This is a genomic window from Desulfosporosinus sp. HMP52, assembly GCF_000765145.1.
Taxonomy (GTDB): domain Bacteria; phylum Bacillota; class Desulfitobacteriia; order Desulfitobacteriales; family Desulfitobacteriaceae; genus Desulfosporosinus.
On the sequence record NZ_JMGA01000010.1, the window covers coordinates 52,294 to 70,556 of the forward strand.

The 18,263-nt window shown below is 38.0% G+C and carries 17 protein-coding genes; all 17 read right to left on the reverse strand.

Annotated features, from left to right (window positions below):
• Positions 1 to 164: 164 nt before the first annotated feature.
• Positions 165 to 299 (reverse strand): hypothetical protein, encoded by a 135-nt coding sequence (locus DP73_RS24155; protein ID WP_282432650.1) that lies wholly within the window; start codon positions 297 to 299, stop codon positions 165 to 167.
• Positions 300 to 539: 240 nt separating this feature from the next.
• Positions 540 to 2,270, reverse strand: coding sequence for a tetratricopeptide repeat protein (locus tag DP73_RS03820; RefSeq protein WP_165574377.1), 1,731 nt, complete (start codon positions 2,268 to 2,270; stop codon positions 540 to 542).
• Positions 2,271 to 2,427: 157 nt separating this feature from the next.
• Positions 2,428 to 4,041: a chitobiase/beta-hexosaminidase C-terminal domain-containing protein gene (locus DP73_RS03825; RefSeq protein ID WP_034597554.1), complete on the reverse strand. Its 1,614-nt coding sequence runs from the start codon at positions 4,039 to 4,041 to the stop codon at positions 2,428 to 2,430.
• A 2-nt stretch (positions 4,042 to 4,043) separates the two neighbouring features.
• Complete coding sequence (locus DP73_RS03830; RefSeq protein WP_034597556.1) at positions 4,044 to 4,313, reverse strand: hypothetical protein; 270 nt, start codon at positions 4,311 to 4,313, stop codon at positions 4,044 to 4,046.
• Positions 4,314 to 4,533: 220 nt separating this feature from the next.
• Complete coding sequence (locus DP73_RS03835) at positions 4,534 to 4,803, reverse strand: hypothetical protein (RefSeq protein ID WP_034597558.1); 270 nt, start codon at positions 4,801 to 4,803, stop codon at positions 4,534 to 4,536.
• Positions 4,804 to 5,099: 296 nt separating this feature from the next.
• A complete protein-coding gene (locus tag DP73_RS21945) occupies positions 5,100 to 6,620 on the reverse strand; it encodes a cell wall-binding repeat-containing protein (protein ID WP_052090374.1) in 1,521 nt (506 codons plus the stop codon).
• Between the two features lie 371 nt (positions 6,621 to 6,991).
• Positions 6,992 to 9,844: an HD domain-containing protein gene (locus DP73_RS03845; RefSeq protein ID WP_034597561.1), complete on the reverse strand. Its 2,853-nt coding sequence runs from the start codon at positions 9,842 to 9,844 to the stop codon at positions 6,992 to 6,994.
• Positions 9,845 to 10,179: 335 nt separating this feature from the next.
• The gene (locus tag DP73_RS03850; protein ID WP_052090375.1) at positions 10,180 to 11,913 is read right to left on the reverse strand and encodes an ABC transporter ATP-binding protein; all 1,734 of its coding nucleotides are present in this window, start codon (positions 11,911 to 11,913) and stop codon (positions 10,180 to 10,182) included.
• Between the two features lie 84 nt (positions 11,914 to 11,997).
• On the reverse strand, positions 11,998 to 12,456 hold the full coding sequence (locus DP73_RS03855; protein WP_034597562.1) for a S24/S26 family peptidase: 459 nt from the start codon (positions 12,454 to 12,456) through the stop codon (positions 11,998 to 12,000).
• Positions 12,444 to 13,334, reverse strand: coding sequence for a hypothetical protein (locus DP73_RS03860; RefSeq protein ID WP_242865684.1), 891 nt, complete (start codon positions 13,332 to 13,334; stop codon positions 12,444 to 12,446). Before DP73_RS03860 ends, DP73_RS03855 begins: the two co-directional genes overlap by 13 nt.
• Before the next feature lie 271 nt (positions 13,335 to 13,605).
• The gene (locus DP73_RS23315) at positions 13,606 to 13,770 is read right to left on the reverse strand and encodes a hypothetical protein (protein WP_165574378.1); all 165 of its coding nucleotides are present in this window, start codon (positions 13,768 to 13,770) and stop codon (positions 13,606 to 13,608) included.
• Between the two features lie 73 nt (positions 13,771 to 13,843).
• Positions 13,844 to 14,959 carry a radical SAM protein gene (locus tag DP73_RS03865; protein WP_034597566.1) on the reverse strand — a complete coding sequence of 372 codons (1,116 nt, stop codon included), beginning with the start codon at positions 14,957 to 14,959 and terminating at the stop codon, positions 13,844 to 13,846.
• 20 nt (positions 14,960 to 14,979) lie between these two features.
• Positions 14,980 to 15,288 carry a PqqD family protein gene (locus tag DP73_RS03870; protein WP_242865685.1) on the reverse strand — a complete coding sequence of 103 codons (309 nt, stop codon included), beginning with the start codon at positions 15,286 to 15,288 and terminating at the stop codon, positions 14,980 to 14,982.
• A 61-nt stretch (positions 15,289 to 15,349) separates the two neighbouring features.
• The gene (locus DP73_RS03875) at positions 15,350 to 16,159 is read right to left on the reverse strand and encodes a hypothetical protein (protein ID WP_242865686.1); all 810 of its coding nucleotides are present in this window, start codon (positions 16,157 to 16,159) and stop codon (positions 15,350 to 15,352) included.
• 84 nt (positions 16,160 to 16,243) lie between these two features.
• On the reverse strand, positions 16,244 to 16,480 hold the full coding sequence (locus DP73_RS03880; protein WP_034597571.1) for a hypothetical protein: 237 nt from the start codon (positions 16,478 to 16,480) through the stop codon (positions 16,244 to 16,246).
• A 266-nt stretch (positions 16,481 to 16,746) separates the two neighbouring features.
• A complete protein-coding gene (locus DP73_RS03885; protein WP_242865687.1) occupies positions 16,747 to 17,508 on the reverse strand; it encodes a CpsD/CapB family tyrosine-protein kinase in 762 nt (253 codons plus the stop codon).
• A gap of 49 nt (positions 17,509 to 17,557) precedes the next feature.
• Positions 17,558 to 18,226, reverse strand: a complete 669-nt coding sequence (locus DP73_RS03890) for a Wzz/FepE/Etk N-terminal domain-containing protein (protein ID WP_034597572.1) — start codon at positions 18,224 to 18,226, stop codon at positions 17,558 to 17,560.
• Between the last annotated feature and the right edge of the window lie 37 nt (positions 18,227 to 18,263).

Sequence of the window (18,263 nt, forward strand, 5' to 3'; positions counted from 1 at the left end):
AAACAGTTCCCATGACTGCCAACATGATAACAATTCTGAGCGTTTGTCTATCATCACTCAATTCTAAAAACACCTCTCAATATTTTTCGTCTTAGTATAAGACTTATTACCGATATCATTTTTAAGTATTCCAATACCTCTAATCCATTAAATTTTTTCATTTATTAGTTAACTGGATAACTCGGTTTATCCGCAAATGTAATAGATTCTAATGAAATACCAGCCTTAATAAGGTCATTTTCAAAATCATTACCCGTCATTATTACTGGTAATTCTTTTAGATCTTGCCATTTTCTCAACCCCTTTATAACACCTCTACGGATAACTATAATTTAAATTCGAGCACGAGTTATGGTGAACCTCTTATGTATAATCAAGCAACAGTACCACTAATAATTATATCTTCCGAAATCTAAATTATTTGTCAGAATGTGGTGTTTAATACTTAATTTTCAGATAATTTTCTCCCTTGATCAGACATTTATTCCTTTGTTTTAAGTCTCTGATTTAACTAATTTCGAGGATTACTCCTCGAACCCCTAATTGTTACCAATATCAATAAAAGTAAATTTATCTAATGAATAACCCGATTTCGCTAGGATTTCTTCAAATGGGCCACCCTGTCCAATAATTACACCCAGTGAATCCTCTGAATCCTCACTATCATCTTTCAAACACTGAATTATGGCTTGCTGATATCTATCACCATTGCCTTGCTTAGAATATGGATACATCTCGAGTTCTGAGGATACAACAACAGGATTATGAATACGCATTATATAATTCTTTTTCTCAATATTGTTAAAGGTGTGAGTCACAAGGCCGTTCGCTGTTGGGATAACCCATGTCACCGCTTCATCCTTTGTCATTACATTAAAGTAGGCAACATTATTTTGGATATCAAGATAGACAGAATTCATCCAGTAGGCGCACCAGTCATCAGGTTCTTCACCATCAAGCAGTATGTCTGATACAATATCCTTACTTATATCTTCTTGTTCTATTTCATTTAAGAAAATCTTAATTCCAGATTTAAATAACTCTGATTTTGCTTCCTTTAACCCATATGGATTGCTAAGTAAAAATCTCATTAGCCATATTTTTGCCAGCGAATCGTCCTCTTCAAGGTAGCTTTTGTATAGTATCAGATAATTGTCCAGCTTTTCGCTGTTAATACTTACTCCTCGCTCAGCAAATAAACGAGCTTTTTGTTTATCCCCATTTGCCAGATAATAATTTCCCAAACTAGCTAATATGCCAGCGTCTGATAGTTCGTCAACTTTAATATTGGTTAAAATCTCAGTTCCTTTATCAATGTTGCCTTGATCAAACCAGGCCGATGCTATAGTTGTTTTTACTAGGACCATGTTCTTAGTTTGATCCGCTAGCTGTTCGTAAAACTTGAATAGATCATCATATTTTTTCTGTTTACTTAAGGCTATAAATTTTAGAACCTGACTTTGAATATCAAGGTTTTGTTCTAAGAGCTTGTTGCTTAAAACAATAAGTTCTTCTGACCTATTTATGTAAATCTTTAGGGCCAGATTATATGCACCGGATTGGTCAGGCTGAAGTGAAAGCGATTGAGAGATACATGCTAATGCCTTATCCTTGTCATCATTCAGAAAATAAGTCTCTGCTAATAAGTTCAATAATTCGTAGTTTTCTTGTACACCTATAGACTCAAGAAATTCGATTGCTTTCTCAGTTTTTTCATGTCTAATCAAAGATGATACGTAGTATTTTGAGTACTTTTTATCTGCTGCAGCTAGATCCTTGTAATAATTCTCAGCATCTTCTTTTTTACCATTATCCTCTAACAAACCAGCTTTAGTTAATTGGAGTAATCGATCATTTTCTGTTTGTTTCAGGCCAACAACTAAAATTTCTTCAGCTTCATCAGGCTTACCATTTAAACAATATGCAATACTCATACCTTTATAAGCCTGAACATTCTTGGGATCAATTTTAATAACTTCTTGATATGTTAATATAGCCTCTTCGTAATTGCTTTCACTAAGGTATTTAATTGCCAACTCCAGTTTATCATCGACCTTAGCAGTAACAGGCGTACTGGAACATCCTATCATCGAGCCTGATAATATTGTAAATACAAGTAGTATCGAGAATAATCTTCTTACTCCGGTAGTCTTTAGCATATTAATATTTCCCCCTATAAATCTCCTTATCATAATTTCACCTTTTCCCCACCTTACTTCATCATATTTATGGGATACAATATCATCGCCTGAATTGCTCCTTAATTCCACCAAATCAATCTATTCTATGTAATTAATGAAATTCCTTTATTCTACATTTATATTGTTTTCTTACAGGTTAGCACTTTATTGCCAAAGTTGTAAGAAATCCGACCTCTACTAAATAGGGCTCGAGGATTACTCCCTGAGCCCATGGCAGACCGTTCAATTATTGGGCTGTAAAATCCATACAATATCCTACTCCACTCAAATAAACCTTCCCTGTCATTTTCCCGTTGATATAAGTACCAACAAACCTATCCGCACTATCACTTCCACCTTCGGGATAAAGTTTAAAAGTATTATCCGCCCCGTTGTACTCAGCATACCAGGTTCCACGAGTAAGCACGGACGATTTATCCTTATCCCATGTTTCCGTTGCATAAGTCGTTACAGAATTATCCCTTCTTGTAAGCTGTATTTTTATAGTCCCCGTATCCCCCTTGTAAATCTTCTTATCAGCCCTATACAAATGTGCTGTTCCGGTGGTAACTACGGTAAATCTTCCGGTAAAGGTTCTGCTCTTCGCATCTCCCATCAAAGTTTTAAATCCATAGGTGAAATTTGTGCCATCCGGATTTACTACAACCCTGACTCTGGAATTTTCAAATGCTTTTATTGCAGCCTGCAAATTACTTGCAGCACTATCAGCAGTAGATTGTCTTGTTAAAATATCAGTAGCTACTTTAGTGGCCGCCTCAATTTGGTTATTTAAGATCTTTTTCGAGCCGGGTTTAATTTGACCATCCTGGGATCCTTCCACACTGGATGCCATTACTTTTTTAGCTTTTTCTATGACGTTGTTCAAGGCAGTTTTGTCACAAGGTTCTATGATTTTGAGCTTAAAGTTGTCTAAGGCACCTTTTAGATAGTTGTTAATTTCTTGAGTTTGCCCGACAGTTAGGATCGGATTGTCAAACAGCTCCTTACCCTTAGTTATAGCGTTCATAAATTCTTCCTTTGCGCCAGGTACGGAGTTTCCAATGTCATTTCCTTCAGTTGTATTATCATAAACCTTTTGGGCTTCATCAAAGATTGCTTCAACCAGTTGTTTCAGTTGGGGATCAATGGAATATTGGGCCGTAAAAACCTCTGTCAGTTCATCACTAGGGTTATACCCGATAACTTTAATGGTCACCGAACCTTCGTTAATTGGAATCGGAGCCTGGTATTGGGCAGAAGATTTGTCCGGCTCGTTTCCATCAGCTGTGTAGTAATATACATGTCCTAGTCTTGTCTTATCTGAATTTAAGGTTACTACTATTGGCTGAACATAGGCCCCCGGAGCAGGTTGTAATTGAGGAATAACCGGCTTCTCTATGGAAGAATCAAGCAAAGCTCTCATGGGATCTGATAATTCCATTCCATCTGTTAACTTCAAGTATATTTGAAGCATCTCGTAGGCAGTCTGCGGGGCAAGATCCTTGAGAATATCGATCATTTCCAGGAGTAAAGCTTCATTCTTAGGATCTATCGTTTGAGCTTCACGCAGAAGTTTTTCAGCATTCGGGAGATCACTGATACCAATATAACCTTTAGCAGCTCCTACCCTGGCGCCTGTACTCTTCGCCTCTATCTTAATTGCTTTAGTGAACTCTAAAATGGCTTCTTGATACTTTCCTTCTTGCAAATATTTATTACCTAAATCCATAAATTTCTGATAGAATTCCGGCTTAGCAATGTTTCCGTAAATACTCGCACTGGATACAGCCATTAGTATGGCTGTCATTAACACTATAATAAGTACCTTGGGAAGTCTTTTATTAAGATTAACACTCAACATTTTTAATCCACCTCCTTGTTGAGGATAGGATTTTCTGTCGGTTCTACATTGGGCGATGCACTATCCGGAGCATCCTGTTCTTTTAAAAGGTATAGAAGTATTAAGGTATCAATCACAATTATTACCATGCCAAGACCTAGGAAATAGGGTATAGGGTTAAGTACTACGGATTCAACTTTAATCATCTTAATGATGCTTACTGCATATATCCCCAAGGCAATTAGTTGAACCACTGCGGAAATAATATTCCGCTGCAAACCTTTTTTAAACATGCTAAACACACTCCTTTAAGGGCGTAGCTAAACAAAGCACAAGTTCCTTATCTCAAGCTTTCTTGATAAGGAACTTCTTAGGATGACGACGGGATATATAAGTTTTTTCAGCTCAAGAAAGTGTGGTGATTTAAAATCGTCGTAACGAGATTGAAGTAAAAAACGGCTTTAATCCAGCTTTGCTTGCTGAAATCGCCGTTAAGACTTATAAACGTAATTATCAGACATTGCCCTGTAATAGCTTTTTATTATATCTATTAGCTGCTACTGCGCCCCAAATCATACATATTGGATGAGTAACTAAAAGGCCAAATCCGACGGTGAGAAACCCTACGATAGCTTCGATTACCAACATAATGATTGCACCAATAATCGTTGAATAAAACATACCGAGTGAACCAAATAAAAACGTAAGGATTAACGATACACCTACGTTTTTGGTTGAAACAGTGACTACGGTTTGAACATTACCAGCTTGTTGATCAGACATGCAATTCCCCCTTACTCCTTAATATCCTAGCTAAATATATACTTCAAAAGAATTAATTATGTCAGTGTTAAGTACTAATACCCACATTTTTTAGAATTGTCTAACTATCCGATTATATATAAGAGTAGATAAAACAAGAAGGCTCGAAGATAATCCTCGAGCCTTCAGGTCTTATTACAATATCTCTAATTCATTTTATATCAACACATCCTTTATAAGATAAGCCTATTTCATTAACTTTTCTCATACCTGCTTTATAACTGTCGTCGGCCTAATAGTCCGACCAGTTTATACATTTACATAATACCTAGTCCAATTGAGTATTCCATCACCTTTCCGTTGTTTACCATATAACTAAGTCCATAGCTACCAAACCCAGGACCATCAATACCATAGTATACACTTGTTAAGTTTCCAGACTGATCACAGCTTGCCGAACCCCAATAATGTCCATCAATGTATTTATAGTCTTTACCGTAGAGTGGTTTGTACATATAACCGTTGTTATATTCAACTGGGTAATCATCATTCCTAAACCTATTTAAGACTAATGATATATCATCTCCTACAAAGGTATTGCGTGGTCCACAAATTCCTGGAGCCCTAACTGTTATCCAGAACACATAAGTCTTATCGTCTTGAGGATGCTCCAGGCTAACTTCACCCCAAGAATATTTGAGTGTCATTATATTCTCATGACAGGCCTCATCATAAAATTCGGACTTGGTTAGAGGACTTCCCATTATTTCGATTACCTTTTTCTCGCTCATGCCTAGACTAATTTCAGCTACATTCAAATCCTTTTCTTTAAAGGGTTCTACAGAAAATCTATTAATTATACTCGAAACAACATAATCATCAATTACACTCGTCCCACCTAAGACCATCATTTTTTGAATTGAGTTGTACTCCGAAATTAGATAGTTCTTCGTAGAGTGGTTAATATCTCGGTCAATCAAAATAGTTGGAGAGTTCGAATTCGCAGCTAATACTGATCCGCTTAAAGCATCAGGGAAATTGTTTCCTGTAGCTAAAAAGACTGTGTTCAGATTAAGGTCTCCTCTAAATTCTTTCAAAATGGCAATGTTCGTATCATATTGAGTATTACCGGCAAGGCGTTTAGAATGAGGCAAAGCATGTATAATGTTCTCACTAACTACAGCGGTACCACCTATGACATAAGCTTTGCTAATACTCTTAGCTGTAAGATACTCAGTAACAGTATCCTGCAGATTATCACGCTTGGTTAACAAGATAGGCATTCCTTTAATCGCTGCAACAGGGGCAATAGAAAGTGCATCAGCGAAGTTAGATCCAGTTGCAATAACAACTCCCTCTTCCACGCCTACTTCCTGAGCAACCTTAAGAGAAGTTTCATATCGGTCTATTCCACAAATTCTATTAACAACTATTCCTCGCTTAACCAACTGATCTTCCACATTTTGCGAGATCACACTAGTACCACCAATTATAAATATATTCTTAACCTTTAGTCTTGCAATCTCTTCATAAATTTTTTCTCTTAAGGAATTCTTTTCAATTAGAATGATTGGTGCATTATACTTTTTGGCTAAGGGTGCAGCACTTAAGGCATCAGGAAAATCTTCACCTGTGGCAATAACCGCGTACTTTGAGCTGCCTGGCCAACCATATTTGCAAATCTCTAAAGAAGTCGCATACTTATCAGCACCCGCTAGGCGCTGTACCTGAAGATTATAGGCACTTTGGGCTACTGTAGGCGGGACAAAACTAGAACTAATCAATGAGATACAAAACGAAAATATCATTGCCAGTTTAAGTAGTTTTATTTTTTTCATTTTTCCCTCCCGTATAACAAGTAATTTTAACCCTTTCCTCAAATAAAACTTTTTTTTACACTTGAGACTAATTCCAGTTATATATATTCTAGCTATATACTTTTATTACAACTAGTTCCATTAAATAAGATAAAGGCATCGGGATTAACCGTGCCTTTGACCTGCTTTGTCTCATCACATCCTTTATTCACATTAATCTCTTAGTCAATAGAATCTCTAAATAAAATAAAATCTCCCTCTTCTTGTATATAGACAAACGTTGTTTGCTATATACAAGAAGGGAGATTTTCAACGTGGAAGATGATGCCCACAATAAGGAATTATTGAAAACCCTTCTCAGAATGATCGAGCGCACGCCTCATAGCTTAGTTTTAGAGAGGAGAAACACTAGGGCTCATTGAATTAATAAAATTAATCTCATAACTATCAAGGAATTCTTTCATACTATCAATATACCGTTTAAATTCTTCCTTATCTTTTGCATTATTTGGGAGTAAATTAACAATTTCTTTGTCAAAAAGAGCACGAATCATATCCCTGTCAATTCTCATTACTTCCGTTAATGGAACATCCTTTAAATCTTCTTCACTATTATCCGTTCTATTTTTTAACAATTTATTATTGATAAATATTTTTTCTATCCCTTGAACGATACCTCTTTTTTGGTAGAAACTAAATAATAATTTTATAATCTCCCTCCCAGTTGCTATTTTCACCTCTCCCCTTTGATCTTTTAACAAATCAAATAAGTCAATCACTATTTGAGCAAGACAATCATGATTAGTTGTATTACTTAATAAGCCTAAACTCTTTTCAATCTTTTGAATCAAATTTAATTGATTAAATAACGAGGTTTCTTTGTAGACCATTTCGCGAAACTCAATTGAATCTTTAACTTTTTCAAATAAACCAATATTAGTAATCATGAAATCCACATTTTGAATTGGAACCTTATCCTCTCGCGGGTTGAAGAAGAGTATGGAGTCTTTAATCTTATCAACCTCATTGTTTGTAACAAACCAAAAATTGTCTCTTCTCGAGTCATTATTAGGTTGCCAAAAGCGAAATCCAGATATTTCGCGATGCCCTTCACATTCAAAAATTTCATCACAATTAGGCTCAGGCGAAATTTTTTTATTGTTGCTTCCTGTGCCAGATGATTCTTTGGGCCAACAAGGATTCACGGTGTTTTTAGATTGATCTCGATTTTCTTCGTCCATTTTGTCTATTTGGTATTTGTCACTCGTGACAACTAATACTACCTTCGGTTTTTTCTTGGTCTTTTTAGTACTAGTCTTCTCAGTATCAGTTTTCTTAGCATCAGTTTTCTCAATAAGTCTTATAATGGAATCGTGACCGGCCGAATGTCTGAATTCTTTATCATTAAAACCGTTGGCACCCATTAAAACAAAATCAATGCAATATTTGTCGATTATATTCCCAGCAATGATATCCGGAATCATAATAATATCCACAAAATTTTGTTCAACGAGTTCACTGGCATAAGAAAATCCATCGTGATAAAGAATTTCATTACCCAAACTTAGCTGATTCTTAGGCTGCCCGTCACAAACAAATATTTTAAACCGTTTGGAAAAATCCTTCTTAAAATCGGTATTATAAATATTGTATTTCCTAGACTCATTTTTATATTCATCACTAATTAAGCTATCACGAAAACCGCAAAGAGCTTGAATCACCATATTACTATAGCCATACAAGAGGAAGCGATAAACTTTCTTATTTTCCTCTTTCTCGGTTTTACTTTTATGACATAGCTCTTTTTCATCATTCTCTGCTTGATCAGCATTACCGTTTTTATCAATCTCAGTGTCATTCGTATTCTCAGCTTGGTCGTTCCTATTAACATTCTCAATTTTATTATTTCGTGAGTCAAACATCTGTAAAAAGTTTCTAGCTGACTCTCTGACTAAGTACTTTCTTTGAAAATGGGATTGATACAATTCATTGATTTCTTTGATGAATTCCGCCAAATCGTCCTGCAAATATTTTTTAGATAAAGCATCACAGCGATCGGCAATCTTTTTTAAGCCAAAATGACACCCCCTATTCTTAACTAAATTATCATTAAGCTGTTCTAAAAATCTTTTTAATTCACTTTTTATAACCTCTATTGAAATCTTGGAGACCTGTCTCGGAGCTTCTTTTTCTTTAAGATAATAACCGGAAATGTTAGCAATAGACATGATCACCATGTCTATTAGCAGTGAGGCACTTGGATTTCTCAAAATATCATAATTAATAGCCATACTTAAAAGGTCATTTAGTATCTGACGTTCAATATAGCCCGTAACTTTTTCAACCTTAATATCCAGGTAATATGACAATCCCCCTTTAGCAAGGATGTGCATGACACTAGACAACTCACTGCGTAAATCATCTAAGACATCTTTGATAATGTAATCAATTTTTCCCGAGATCCATTTTGGATCAACGTTTCTTTCTTTTAATTGTTCCGGTGAAGGAATCCTAAAGCTCACAGTAATAGTGTGTTTTCGAGAATCAAGTATGATACCTAGAACCAATTTACTTTTAATCCAATGCATTTTTATTTCAGCCGGAATATCATATGCCAAACATATAGCGTAATCATAATCAGGTGCACGCGAAGAATCCATGTGCAGCGCATCAGCAAGCCTAAGATAGGCTGCTAGGAGCTGTACCCGATATTCTTCATTCCTGACGGTTAAAGTATCCGGACACTCATTGATATCCTCACGTCTTCTGTGATACTTGCAAATCTTCGCTATGATCTGTTTATCCTCAGTGTGATCGATATTGCTTATTTTATGATCTAAGCCACATTGATCATAGTGTTCAATAATGAACTTTTCAGAAGTATTATGATGTTGTTCCCGTATTTCCGTTTCATTTAACTCAGATCCATGCCTCTCCATATTGAGCTCATTAGCCACTGAACGTATCATTCCGATATCGTGCAACCAGGCCGAGGCTAGCAGATAAAAACGTTCTTCTTCTCTGAGATTTGCAAACCCTGGAATCAATTTATAGATTAAGTTTTCAACCGCATAGCAGTGATTAGGACCATGGGTCGTATAATAGGCTAACGGCTTTTCATATGGTCTTTTCCACATCTTTGTAACATTATCCCGAATGATATCCAGGCAGAGACAATGCTCTACTCTTAAGGATTCCCGTCCTTTGCCATAATAGTTACTGTTCTGATCCACGCCGCCTTTCAAACATATCCCCTCACTTCACAAAATTATTTTGAAGTAATTTATTCGGATGTAAAATTGTTAATATTCAGATATTCTCTACATTTTGTATTTTTCCTACTTATTCTCCATAATTTTCTTCTATCTTGCCTTACACGTTGCCTGAAGACACACCCGAATCGGACATTTTATGGATCAATTCTTAATGAAAGGATAAATTTAAAAATCTTTAATATGCCTATTCTGTTGCATCCAAATAGCCTATGTCCAACTAGACCACGTGATCTAATTGGACATAGGCTATCTTAAGGTCGAATGCTCATTCTTTCTTATCCGGCTGTTCTGAATCCCTGCATATCTCAGTTTCCCCATTGGAGCAGCTTCGCTCCTCTCACCCCTTCTTCAAAATCCGAATTTTTTAATTCCTCGATTAGTTTGCCATCCTTAATTCTTAGAACCCGTGAACATATGCTTAAAGCTGACATCCTATGGGTAATAACCAAACAAGTACAGCGATAACCCAAATCTTTTATGGAACTTAAGATATTCAGCTCTGTTTCCGTATCCAGAGCAGAAGTAGCTTCATCTAATATCATAACAGGGGCTCTTTTCAAGAGTGCCCGGGCAATGGCAATTCTTTGAGCCTGTCCCTCCGATAGTCCGTGGCCCCGCTCCCCAATGACCGTATCCAGACCCTGAGGCAACTCTTGGATAAAGTTCCAAGCACAGGCCCCACGAGTTGCCTTTTCCATTTCAGCCCGAGTGGCATCAGCCTTCCCGCTGCGCAAATTATCCGCTATAGTCCCACTAAAAAGGGTATTCCCCTGGGGTACATAGGTAACCCATTGTCGTGTAGCAGCAGAGGCTTCATAACGCCCACCTCCACATTCCGTAAAACACACCTCCCCTTCGCAGGGGCGAAGCAAGGCTAAAAGAAGTCGTATCAGAGTTGTTTTACCCTCTCCTGAGCTGCCAACTAATGCAACCAATTGACCAGGCAATATTTCGGTGGATATCCTATTCAAGATCATTTTACCCTTATCATAATAAAAGCTGGCCTGGCGAAAACTGACGCCCACACTCTTAAGTTTCGGCAGACCTTCTTCATTTTTCTCTAACTCCATCTTTTCCAGTTCCCGTAACCGCTCAGCGGAAGCTATCATGGCAATGATCTGAGGAAACGTCCTGGCCAGTCCCATAAATGGAGTTTGCACCTGCTGTACCAATTGGAGAAAAGCAGTCATAGTCCCAAAGCTGATCGCCCTCTGAGAAAGCCTGACCGCACCCCAGCCAAAAGCAAGAAAATATCCTGCCCAATAACCCAACGCCAGGGTATTATTGGCAGCTAACGAAAAACGATTACGTTCAATAATCCATTCCATCCGCTTTTCATGCAGACTTTGCAATACATTATGATTGTGCCGCTCCAAACAAAAGCTCTTAATGATGACAAAGTTTTGAATTGCTTCTTGAATATATGATCGATAAGAACTTTCCGATTCCTGAACTTTGACATGTAGATGTTTAAGTCGCCGTCCCCATACTCGACTTAAAATTACTGTAGAAGGTCCCATTACCAAGGCCAGAACAGCCAGCTTGGGTTCATAATGCAGCAAGGTTAAAAATGAAGCTATTAATTGAACCCCCAAGTAAAAAAAACCCGGGATTACATTGACGAGGCAATTAGTAATATTATCTACATCACTGGTTAAACGTGTTAAGAGATCCCCACTATGATAGGCAGAAAGAGGCTGCCACTGAGTATCTAACAGCCTCTTGAAAATCCGTTGTCTCATTACATTGGAAAAGGACTCTACAATCCGCAAGCTCAGCAAGGACTCCCATACCCTCATCAGTAGGTTTATAATAATTATACCTGCAAAAATTGCAGCTGCCATACCCGCTAAGTTAAGCTGATTTGCCACTGCATAATCCACCATGTTTTTAGAGGCAATAGCCGTGGCAACACCCATCAGAGCCCCTAAAATATTTATTAAAAGAATAAAGGCCAGACCGGGCAGGAATGACCTTATATCAGGTTTGATCCACCCTATGAATTCCCATATATTCCAAATCTCATTCTTAATAAACATACAATTTGCTCCTAAAATACCTGTTCAGTCAAAAGGTTCAATTTCCAGTAATCGTTCAGCTAAAGCTGGACATCGGAACCTAGCTCAATATAATTGTCGCACTCTCCTATACACCTTTAGAATAAAATATCTAAACGGCCTCAGAAAAAGCCAAAGTCCAGAGAGCAGTCGCAGCCAGCTATTGGCGCAGGAGATACGCTTGTTATGACGCCAAATTGCCGTCACACCGGCCACCAGCTGATTAGGGTACAGGGGGCCCTCAATCCATTGCTGAGCATCTCCTACCATAAAAAAACAATCGGGGGTTTTTTTAATAACCCTATGCATAACAAAAGAACCATCGGATCTCTGAACCATGACAATATCCCCCCTGGATAGTTGCCCATAATTTCCTTTACTTAACTCCACGCTATCAATTCCATCTCGCAAAAAAGGATACATACTATTGCCTGAAACAGAAATCTTTGTGCTCTGTCCATTATCAAGGATTTCAGTAATTAAAGGAAACAAGGCGGAGGATTTCACGCTTCTCATTTTAGACATTGGTAGACCATCTCCACGGCTGCCTGGTCGGCTCTGCATTGCAATAAATAAATAGGTACAACAGAGATTATCTTATCAAATATGCCGATAGAGGTTTCCATCATTTTTCGATCAAAGTAAGGGAGAAAAACCCTGGGCATCACCCGGAGGATTGCCTCCTGGTTGTTAAGTAATCGGATTCTATTCTCTTCAGCCTGCTCCAATATTACTATCGCTTCCAATGGAGCAGAATCATTGCAATGTATTAACGATGAACCACTCCAAGGGGTTCCAAAGATAAACGGTCTATCTTCAATAATCCGAACTGCCGGAGTATCATCGTTAAGAATTGTTACATTATTAACATGTTTTTGCCAGAGTTTCGTATGAGTCGATTTCCCTGTTCCCGATGGTGCAGAAAAAATAAAAGCTCTATCCTTGTATTTAAGAGCGGAAGAATGAATAACTGTTCCGTTATGATTCAAGAGATTGTAACGATAAATAACCCCCATCATCACATGAGCGAAGACCCAAGTTTGCTTACTGAAGCTCTCATCCGGATTTGAATCAGTAAAATCACGACAGGTAATAATTCCTTTACGCCATTCAGCGTCAATGTCTGCTAAGACAAGAATATTACCATAAGCAGCTTCCGAAGAATATATATAATAGCCCGTTCCTTCCGCGGGCTTTTTTAACCACTTAAAATACAGATTTTCATCCGAAATACTATGTCCCTCCGGTACAGGAATAAAGTCTGCGAACTTAAAGCGAATACTTAAATCAGCAGGACGGCGCTGTTCAATTCTAAATTCTTGCATTCGTTCCATGGGTTCCGGCTTATCACAATCAACGTCGATAACCAAACCAGCAATCTCAAACAGTGGCAAGAACAACACTCCTCTAATAAGAAAGTCATTAAATCCGGTTCTTTGCAAACAACTTTAAAAGCCAATAAAAACTACAGGTAGTAAAGAAGCATATCCAATATCGGACATGCTACCTAATTCTCACATATCTTAACTAGCGTAACGAAATCCACCCGCACACTGACCGAATTCTGTACAAGTGCTTGGATTAGCAAATTTCTCTTCAGCTGTCAATCTGACGTACTCGAGCATCGGCTTTACATAGATCTTCATCTTAACACTTCCTCTATCAACAAATAGTTTAAAATCCAGCACTATAGTTAACCTTTTTACCGGTTAATCTTTCGTATTCTTCAATACCACTATCAGGGCAACAACCGGTTTCAGAGCATACACTACCTGCTGCAAATCTCTCCTCTATGGTCAAAGAATAATTCTCTAACATAGGCTTAATATATGTTTTCATAGTTTTCCCCCCCTTAATTATATTCTATAAACTTTCACCCATAATATGCCATATTAAGTATTAGCGGCTTGAATTAAGGTATTGACCAATTCACTGCTTCCTTCCGTCTTCGAGCCAGTTCACATAAATAAGGAGATTTTCTGTCATATTGCCCGGTTTCCTTCAATAATCTAGCCGGGCAATGTTCGCAAAAAGATTGCAGCAAGCATTCCTGACACTCTTTACAGGGACTAATTAGTTCGCACCCTCGTTTCAGTTCTTCCCAGGCCAAAGCAAACCCCTGATCCAATGGATAGGCTTTAACCATATCCAGAAGGCCACAAGGTAACAACCGACCATCCGAAGTGACCCAGGCAGCAGACTTTCCTGCCAAACAATGAAAAGCATCACTCGGCTCGCTGCTCTGAATAATAGTATCTTTTCTCTCCAAAGAAACTAGTTGGGATCCCATACTACTATTATCTTTTCTCATCAAAAGTCCTAATTCAATGTTCCGTTCATTAATATGCACCTCATATTCAACCAGTTCCTGTGGTGACAGCCTATTTCCTATAGGGTTGGTATTATCTCCTTCCCGACGTGGAGAAACGTAATTAACGATACCTAGTTCCAGCTTTCTCTGCTGGGCAAATTCCAACAACCTGTCATATTCAGATTTATTTCCGCGAACAACAGTCGTCTTAATCTCAGTCGGAATATTCTTCTCCAGCAAAGTATCAATAGCTTTGACTGTCTTATCGTAACCCTCTGCCGATCCGGTGACTTCCTGATAGGTTTTCCTGGAAGCACCATATAGAGTAATGCTTACTTTAAAGGGTGGCATCGATGCCAGCCAATTAGCAATTTCCGGTGTTATTAAAGTTCCATTTGTATAAATCGTTAAGATAAACCCCATTCTCATGAGCTTCTCATAGATTTCTTTAAAATCATTACGAATAAAAACTTCTCCACCGGTAAGCGTCAAAAATAAAAGACCTAAGTCCCGAGCTTCTTCTGCCAAACCAATCCATTGCTCGCTAGTTAGTTCTTTAGCCTTACAATTACTATCATTAACATTTTCACATACATAGCACATTTTGCAGCGTAGATTGCATCTTGTGGTTAGTTCAAAGGAAGCTGACAGTAATTTCCGCTTCTTTTTTGCCACTGAAACCAATTGAGAATACAGCTTATCTAAGGTTAGTGCCATCTCTCATTATCTCCTGATCTTTATTCGATTAAGCCATTTTCCTTTAAAGATACAACAAATTCACGGACATCCTCCCTGGCTGTATCTTCATCAATAATATACTCACTGAGCACAAGTTTAACTAAATCTTCCTCATCTACCTCACTATCCATGTTTCTCCATAGTAGGGCTCCACTTTCACTGAGAGTCATAATTCCATTAAACTCAACCACACGCTCTCCCAAGGGGACTACTACCCATTGCCCGGCAACTTCACGACATAAAAAACCGTTTTTAAGCTTCAATCTATCCGCATCCTTTTCCTTATAATCAACCTTGATTAATACCATAATCTCCCTATTTTTATTTACTAAATTTTACCATAAATGTTCTGAGATTTCAGCGGGATCTTTATAGGTATTTTTGTCGATTTAAAATAGCCCTAAAAACCAAATCAACTGCCTCTCTGTCCGGTTTACATTCCAGCAGGTAAACAGGTACCCCTAGAAGCATCTCTCCTAAAGTTTTTAAACATTTATCCATAATTTCCAAATCGTAATAAGGCAGGAAGCACCTTGGCAAGATTTGGGCACAAGAGGTGGAGAGAGTTAAACCCTTAAGTCTGTTCTCCTTAGCCTGCTCCAATAGGATAATTGCATTAAGCTCAACAGCTTTATTTAGGAAAAGCCTTTTCTCCCCGCTCCAGGGTGTACCATATACCCGGGTTCGCCGGTTCTCTAATCTCAAGACAGGTCTATCATCATTTAATACCTGGGCTCCTAAATGCTTAGCCCACAGCTTTGCCTGGGTGGACTTCCCGGTTTGTGTAGGTGCAGTAAAAATGATTCCCAGCCCCTTATAGGAGACGGCCGAAGCATGTATCACTACACCTTGATTAAATATAATTCTATTTCTAAAAATTATTTCCAATAAGAAGCCGGCTACCATTCCTTCTGCCTGGGGACAATTCTTTAGATAGGTTATTTCAGCCAAACCCCATTCGTAGTTCACATCTGCCCGGCATAAAATAGTCTTTGTCTCTTCATCACAAAAGTATAGCGAATGGGAATAAATCCCTTCTGAAATGGCAACCCATTTTACATCCTTATTAATTAGAAGGAAACCTACAGGCTCAGAAATCTTACTGTTGGCTTTTACAACCATTTCGAGCATTATTTCTGAATGATCCTCACAGACAAACAGGTCTAAATTCCGAAACATAGCGAATTCACTTGAGCATATTTTAATTTTCATCCCCGCAATATTATATAATCGGCCTTTTTTATTTATTACCATATTCTTCTTCTAATCTCTAAAACGCCATTTTTTGCGGGGACGAGGCGGATGAGGCGGGTGACTTGGATGGGGCGGATGGGGAATGGGAATGGGAGTTGAAGCTGTACAGGCTATGCCTTCTTCTGCTCTTAATTCAACAAAGTCTATTTTAGGTTGATTATAGTTTCTTTTATTCTTAATGTTGTTCGTATTACTATTAACATCCACTTCTTTTAAACACACCTCTTTCGATTGTATTATTGGCATTTACAAACTCTTTCTTAGCTTGTCCAACCACTTATTTCCTCAAGATCCTCAACCAAAAATTTTGCCAGTCCTCATTAGAAGATATGAGATTCACAATCGATTCACTATTACTTAGAAGAGTTGAAAGTGAACCTAGGCCAGCCAAACTTTCTTCAATTCTAAGTTCAACGTACTTAATACTTGGTTTGATATAGTTTCTCATATACTTCTTCCTCTATAACTATAAATTTGACGCCCCTGTTCATTCCCTAATATTGAATTCACTATTATAACTGTCTTGAACTAGAGGAGTTTACACCGGTGGGCGGATAGATATTTAATACCTTAGGGTTATTAAGAAACCGTTCAGAATTATAGAAATAATTGTAAGCTTTAAAGTAACTCTTATAATCTCTTTTCTTTACTCTGTTTAAGACAACTCCTAAGATATTAGCGTTTAAGCGCTCGATCTGTTCCTTAACCCGTTTTAAACTGATAAGTGTTGTAGCACCGGTTTTTACAACCAATAAAGTGCCATCAGCCTTTGCGGCTACTAACGCTCCATCCACAACACTTGTAAGAGCTGGTGTGTCAAAGAGCACCATATCATATTCACTTTTCACATTGCTAATGAGTATTTCAAAGTTGTTCGAGCACAAAAGAGCCATTGGATTTGGGTGGCCGTTTCCACAGGAAAGATAGGTAAAGTTGGCAACGTTCGTCTCACAAAGGGCATCAGATAAATCAACATTTCCTAAAAGATAATCCGACAGTCCAAAAAATGTTCCCTGATTCATTCTCTTGGCCCCCGTCGGCTTGCGCATATCCGCATCGACAAGCAGAACCTTCCAACCTGCTTGAGCCACCGAGATTGCCAAGCTTATGGCAATAGAGGTTTTTCCCTCGTTAGGGTTACAGCTTGTCAGAACAAAAGTTTTAAAAACTTTATTGGGGCTGCCAATAGATAGGTTTGCTGTCAGCATTGCATAGGCCTCTTGAACAGCTTGGTTTTCGATATCATAGACATAAAACAGTTTGCTCTGCATCATTCTGCAGCTTACCTCCCTCCGCAAAACTCTACTTTGACATTAAACTACCTTAGCGAATATTATTTTCCGGGATAATTCCAATCACACGAACCTTAAGCCCTTTTTCAATATCTTCTGCTGAGTGTACTGTAGTATCAAAGTACTCCAAAATATAAACCACAAAAAATGCCGACATTAACCCGGCTAACAGTCCTACAAAAACTATTTGGATTTTATTATTGGATAGTGGAGATATGGGTTCTTGAGCTTCATCCAAGATACCCACATTATCACTGTTCGTTAGTTCCCGAATCTGTTTGGTAAACGCTTGTCCCGTAGCGTTGGCTACAACAGAGGCAAGCTCAGGGTCATCTGACTTTGCACTAATTGTAAAAATATTGGATTCTGAGTTACTGGATAAACTGACCATTGATAAGATGGCCTTTTCTGACAGGTTATACCCTTTAACCTCCCGCAAGACCTCCGAAATTACTAATCTGCTATAAATGATATCGTAATACTGTCGAACCAGTTGCTCGCTTACGGCTATATCCTGAGAATTCAATGACCCATCTGTTAAGAGTTTATCTCGATTGATGATATACAGCGTAGTGTCGGCTTGATATATCGGCTTGGAATTAAAGTTGATCACAAAACCTAATCCCCCGCCAAGGATTACTAATAAAACAACTAACCACCATTTACGTGCTACCGAAGATAGAATACGCTTAATTTCCATATTGTTTTTCCTTTCATGAAATTATTTCTACAGCGAT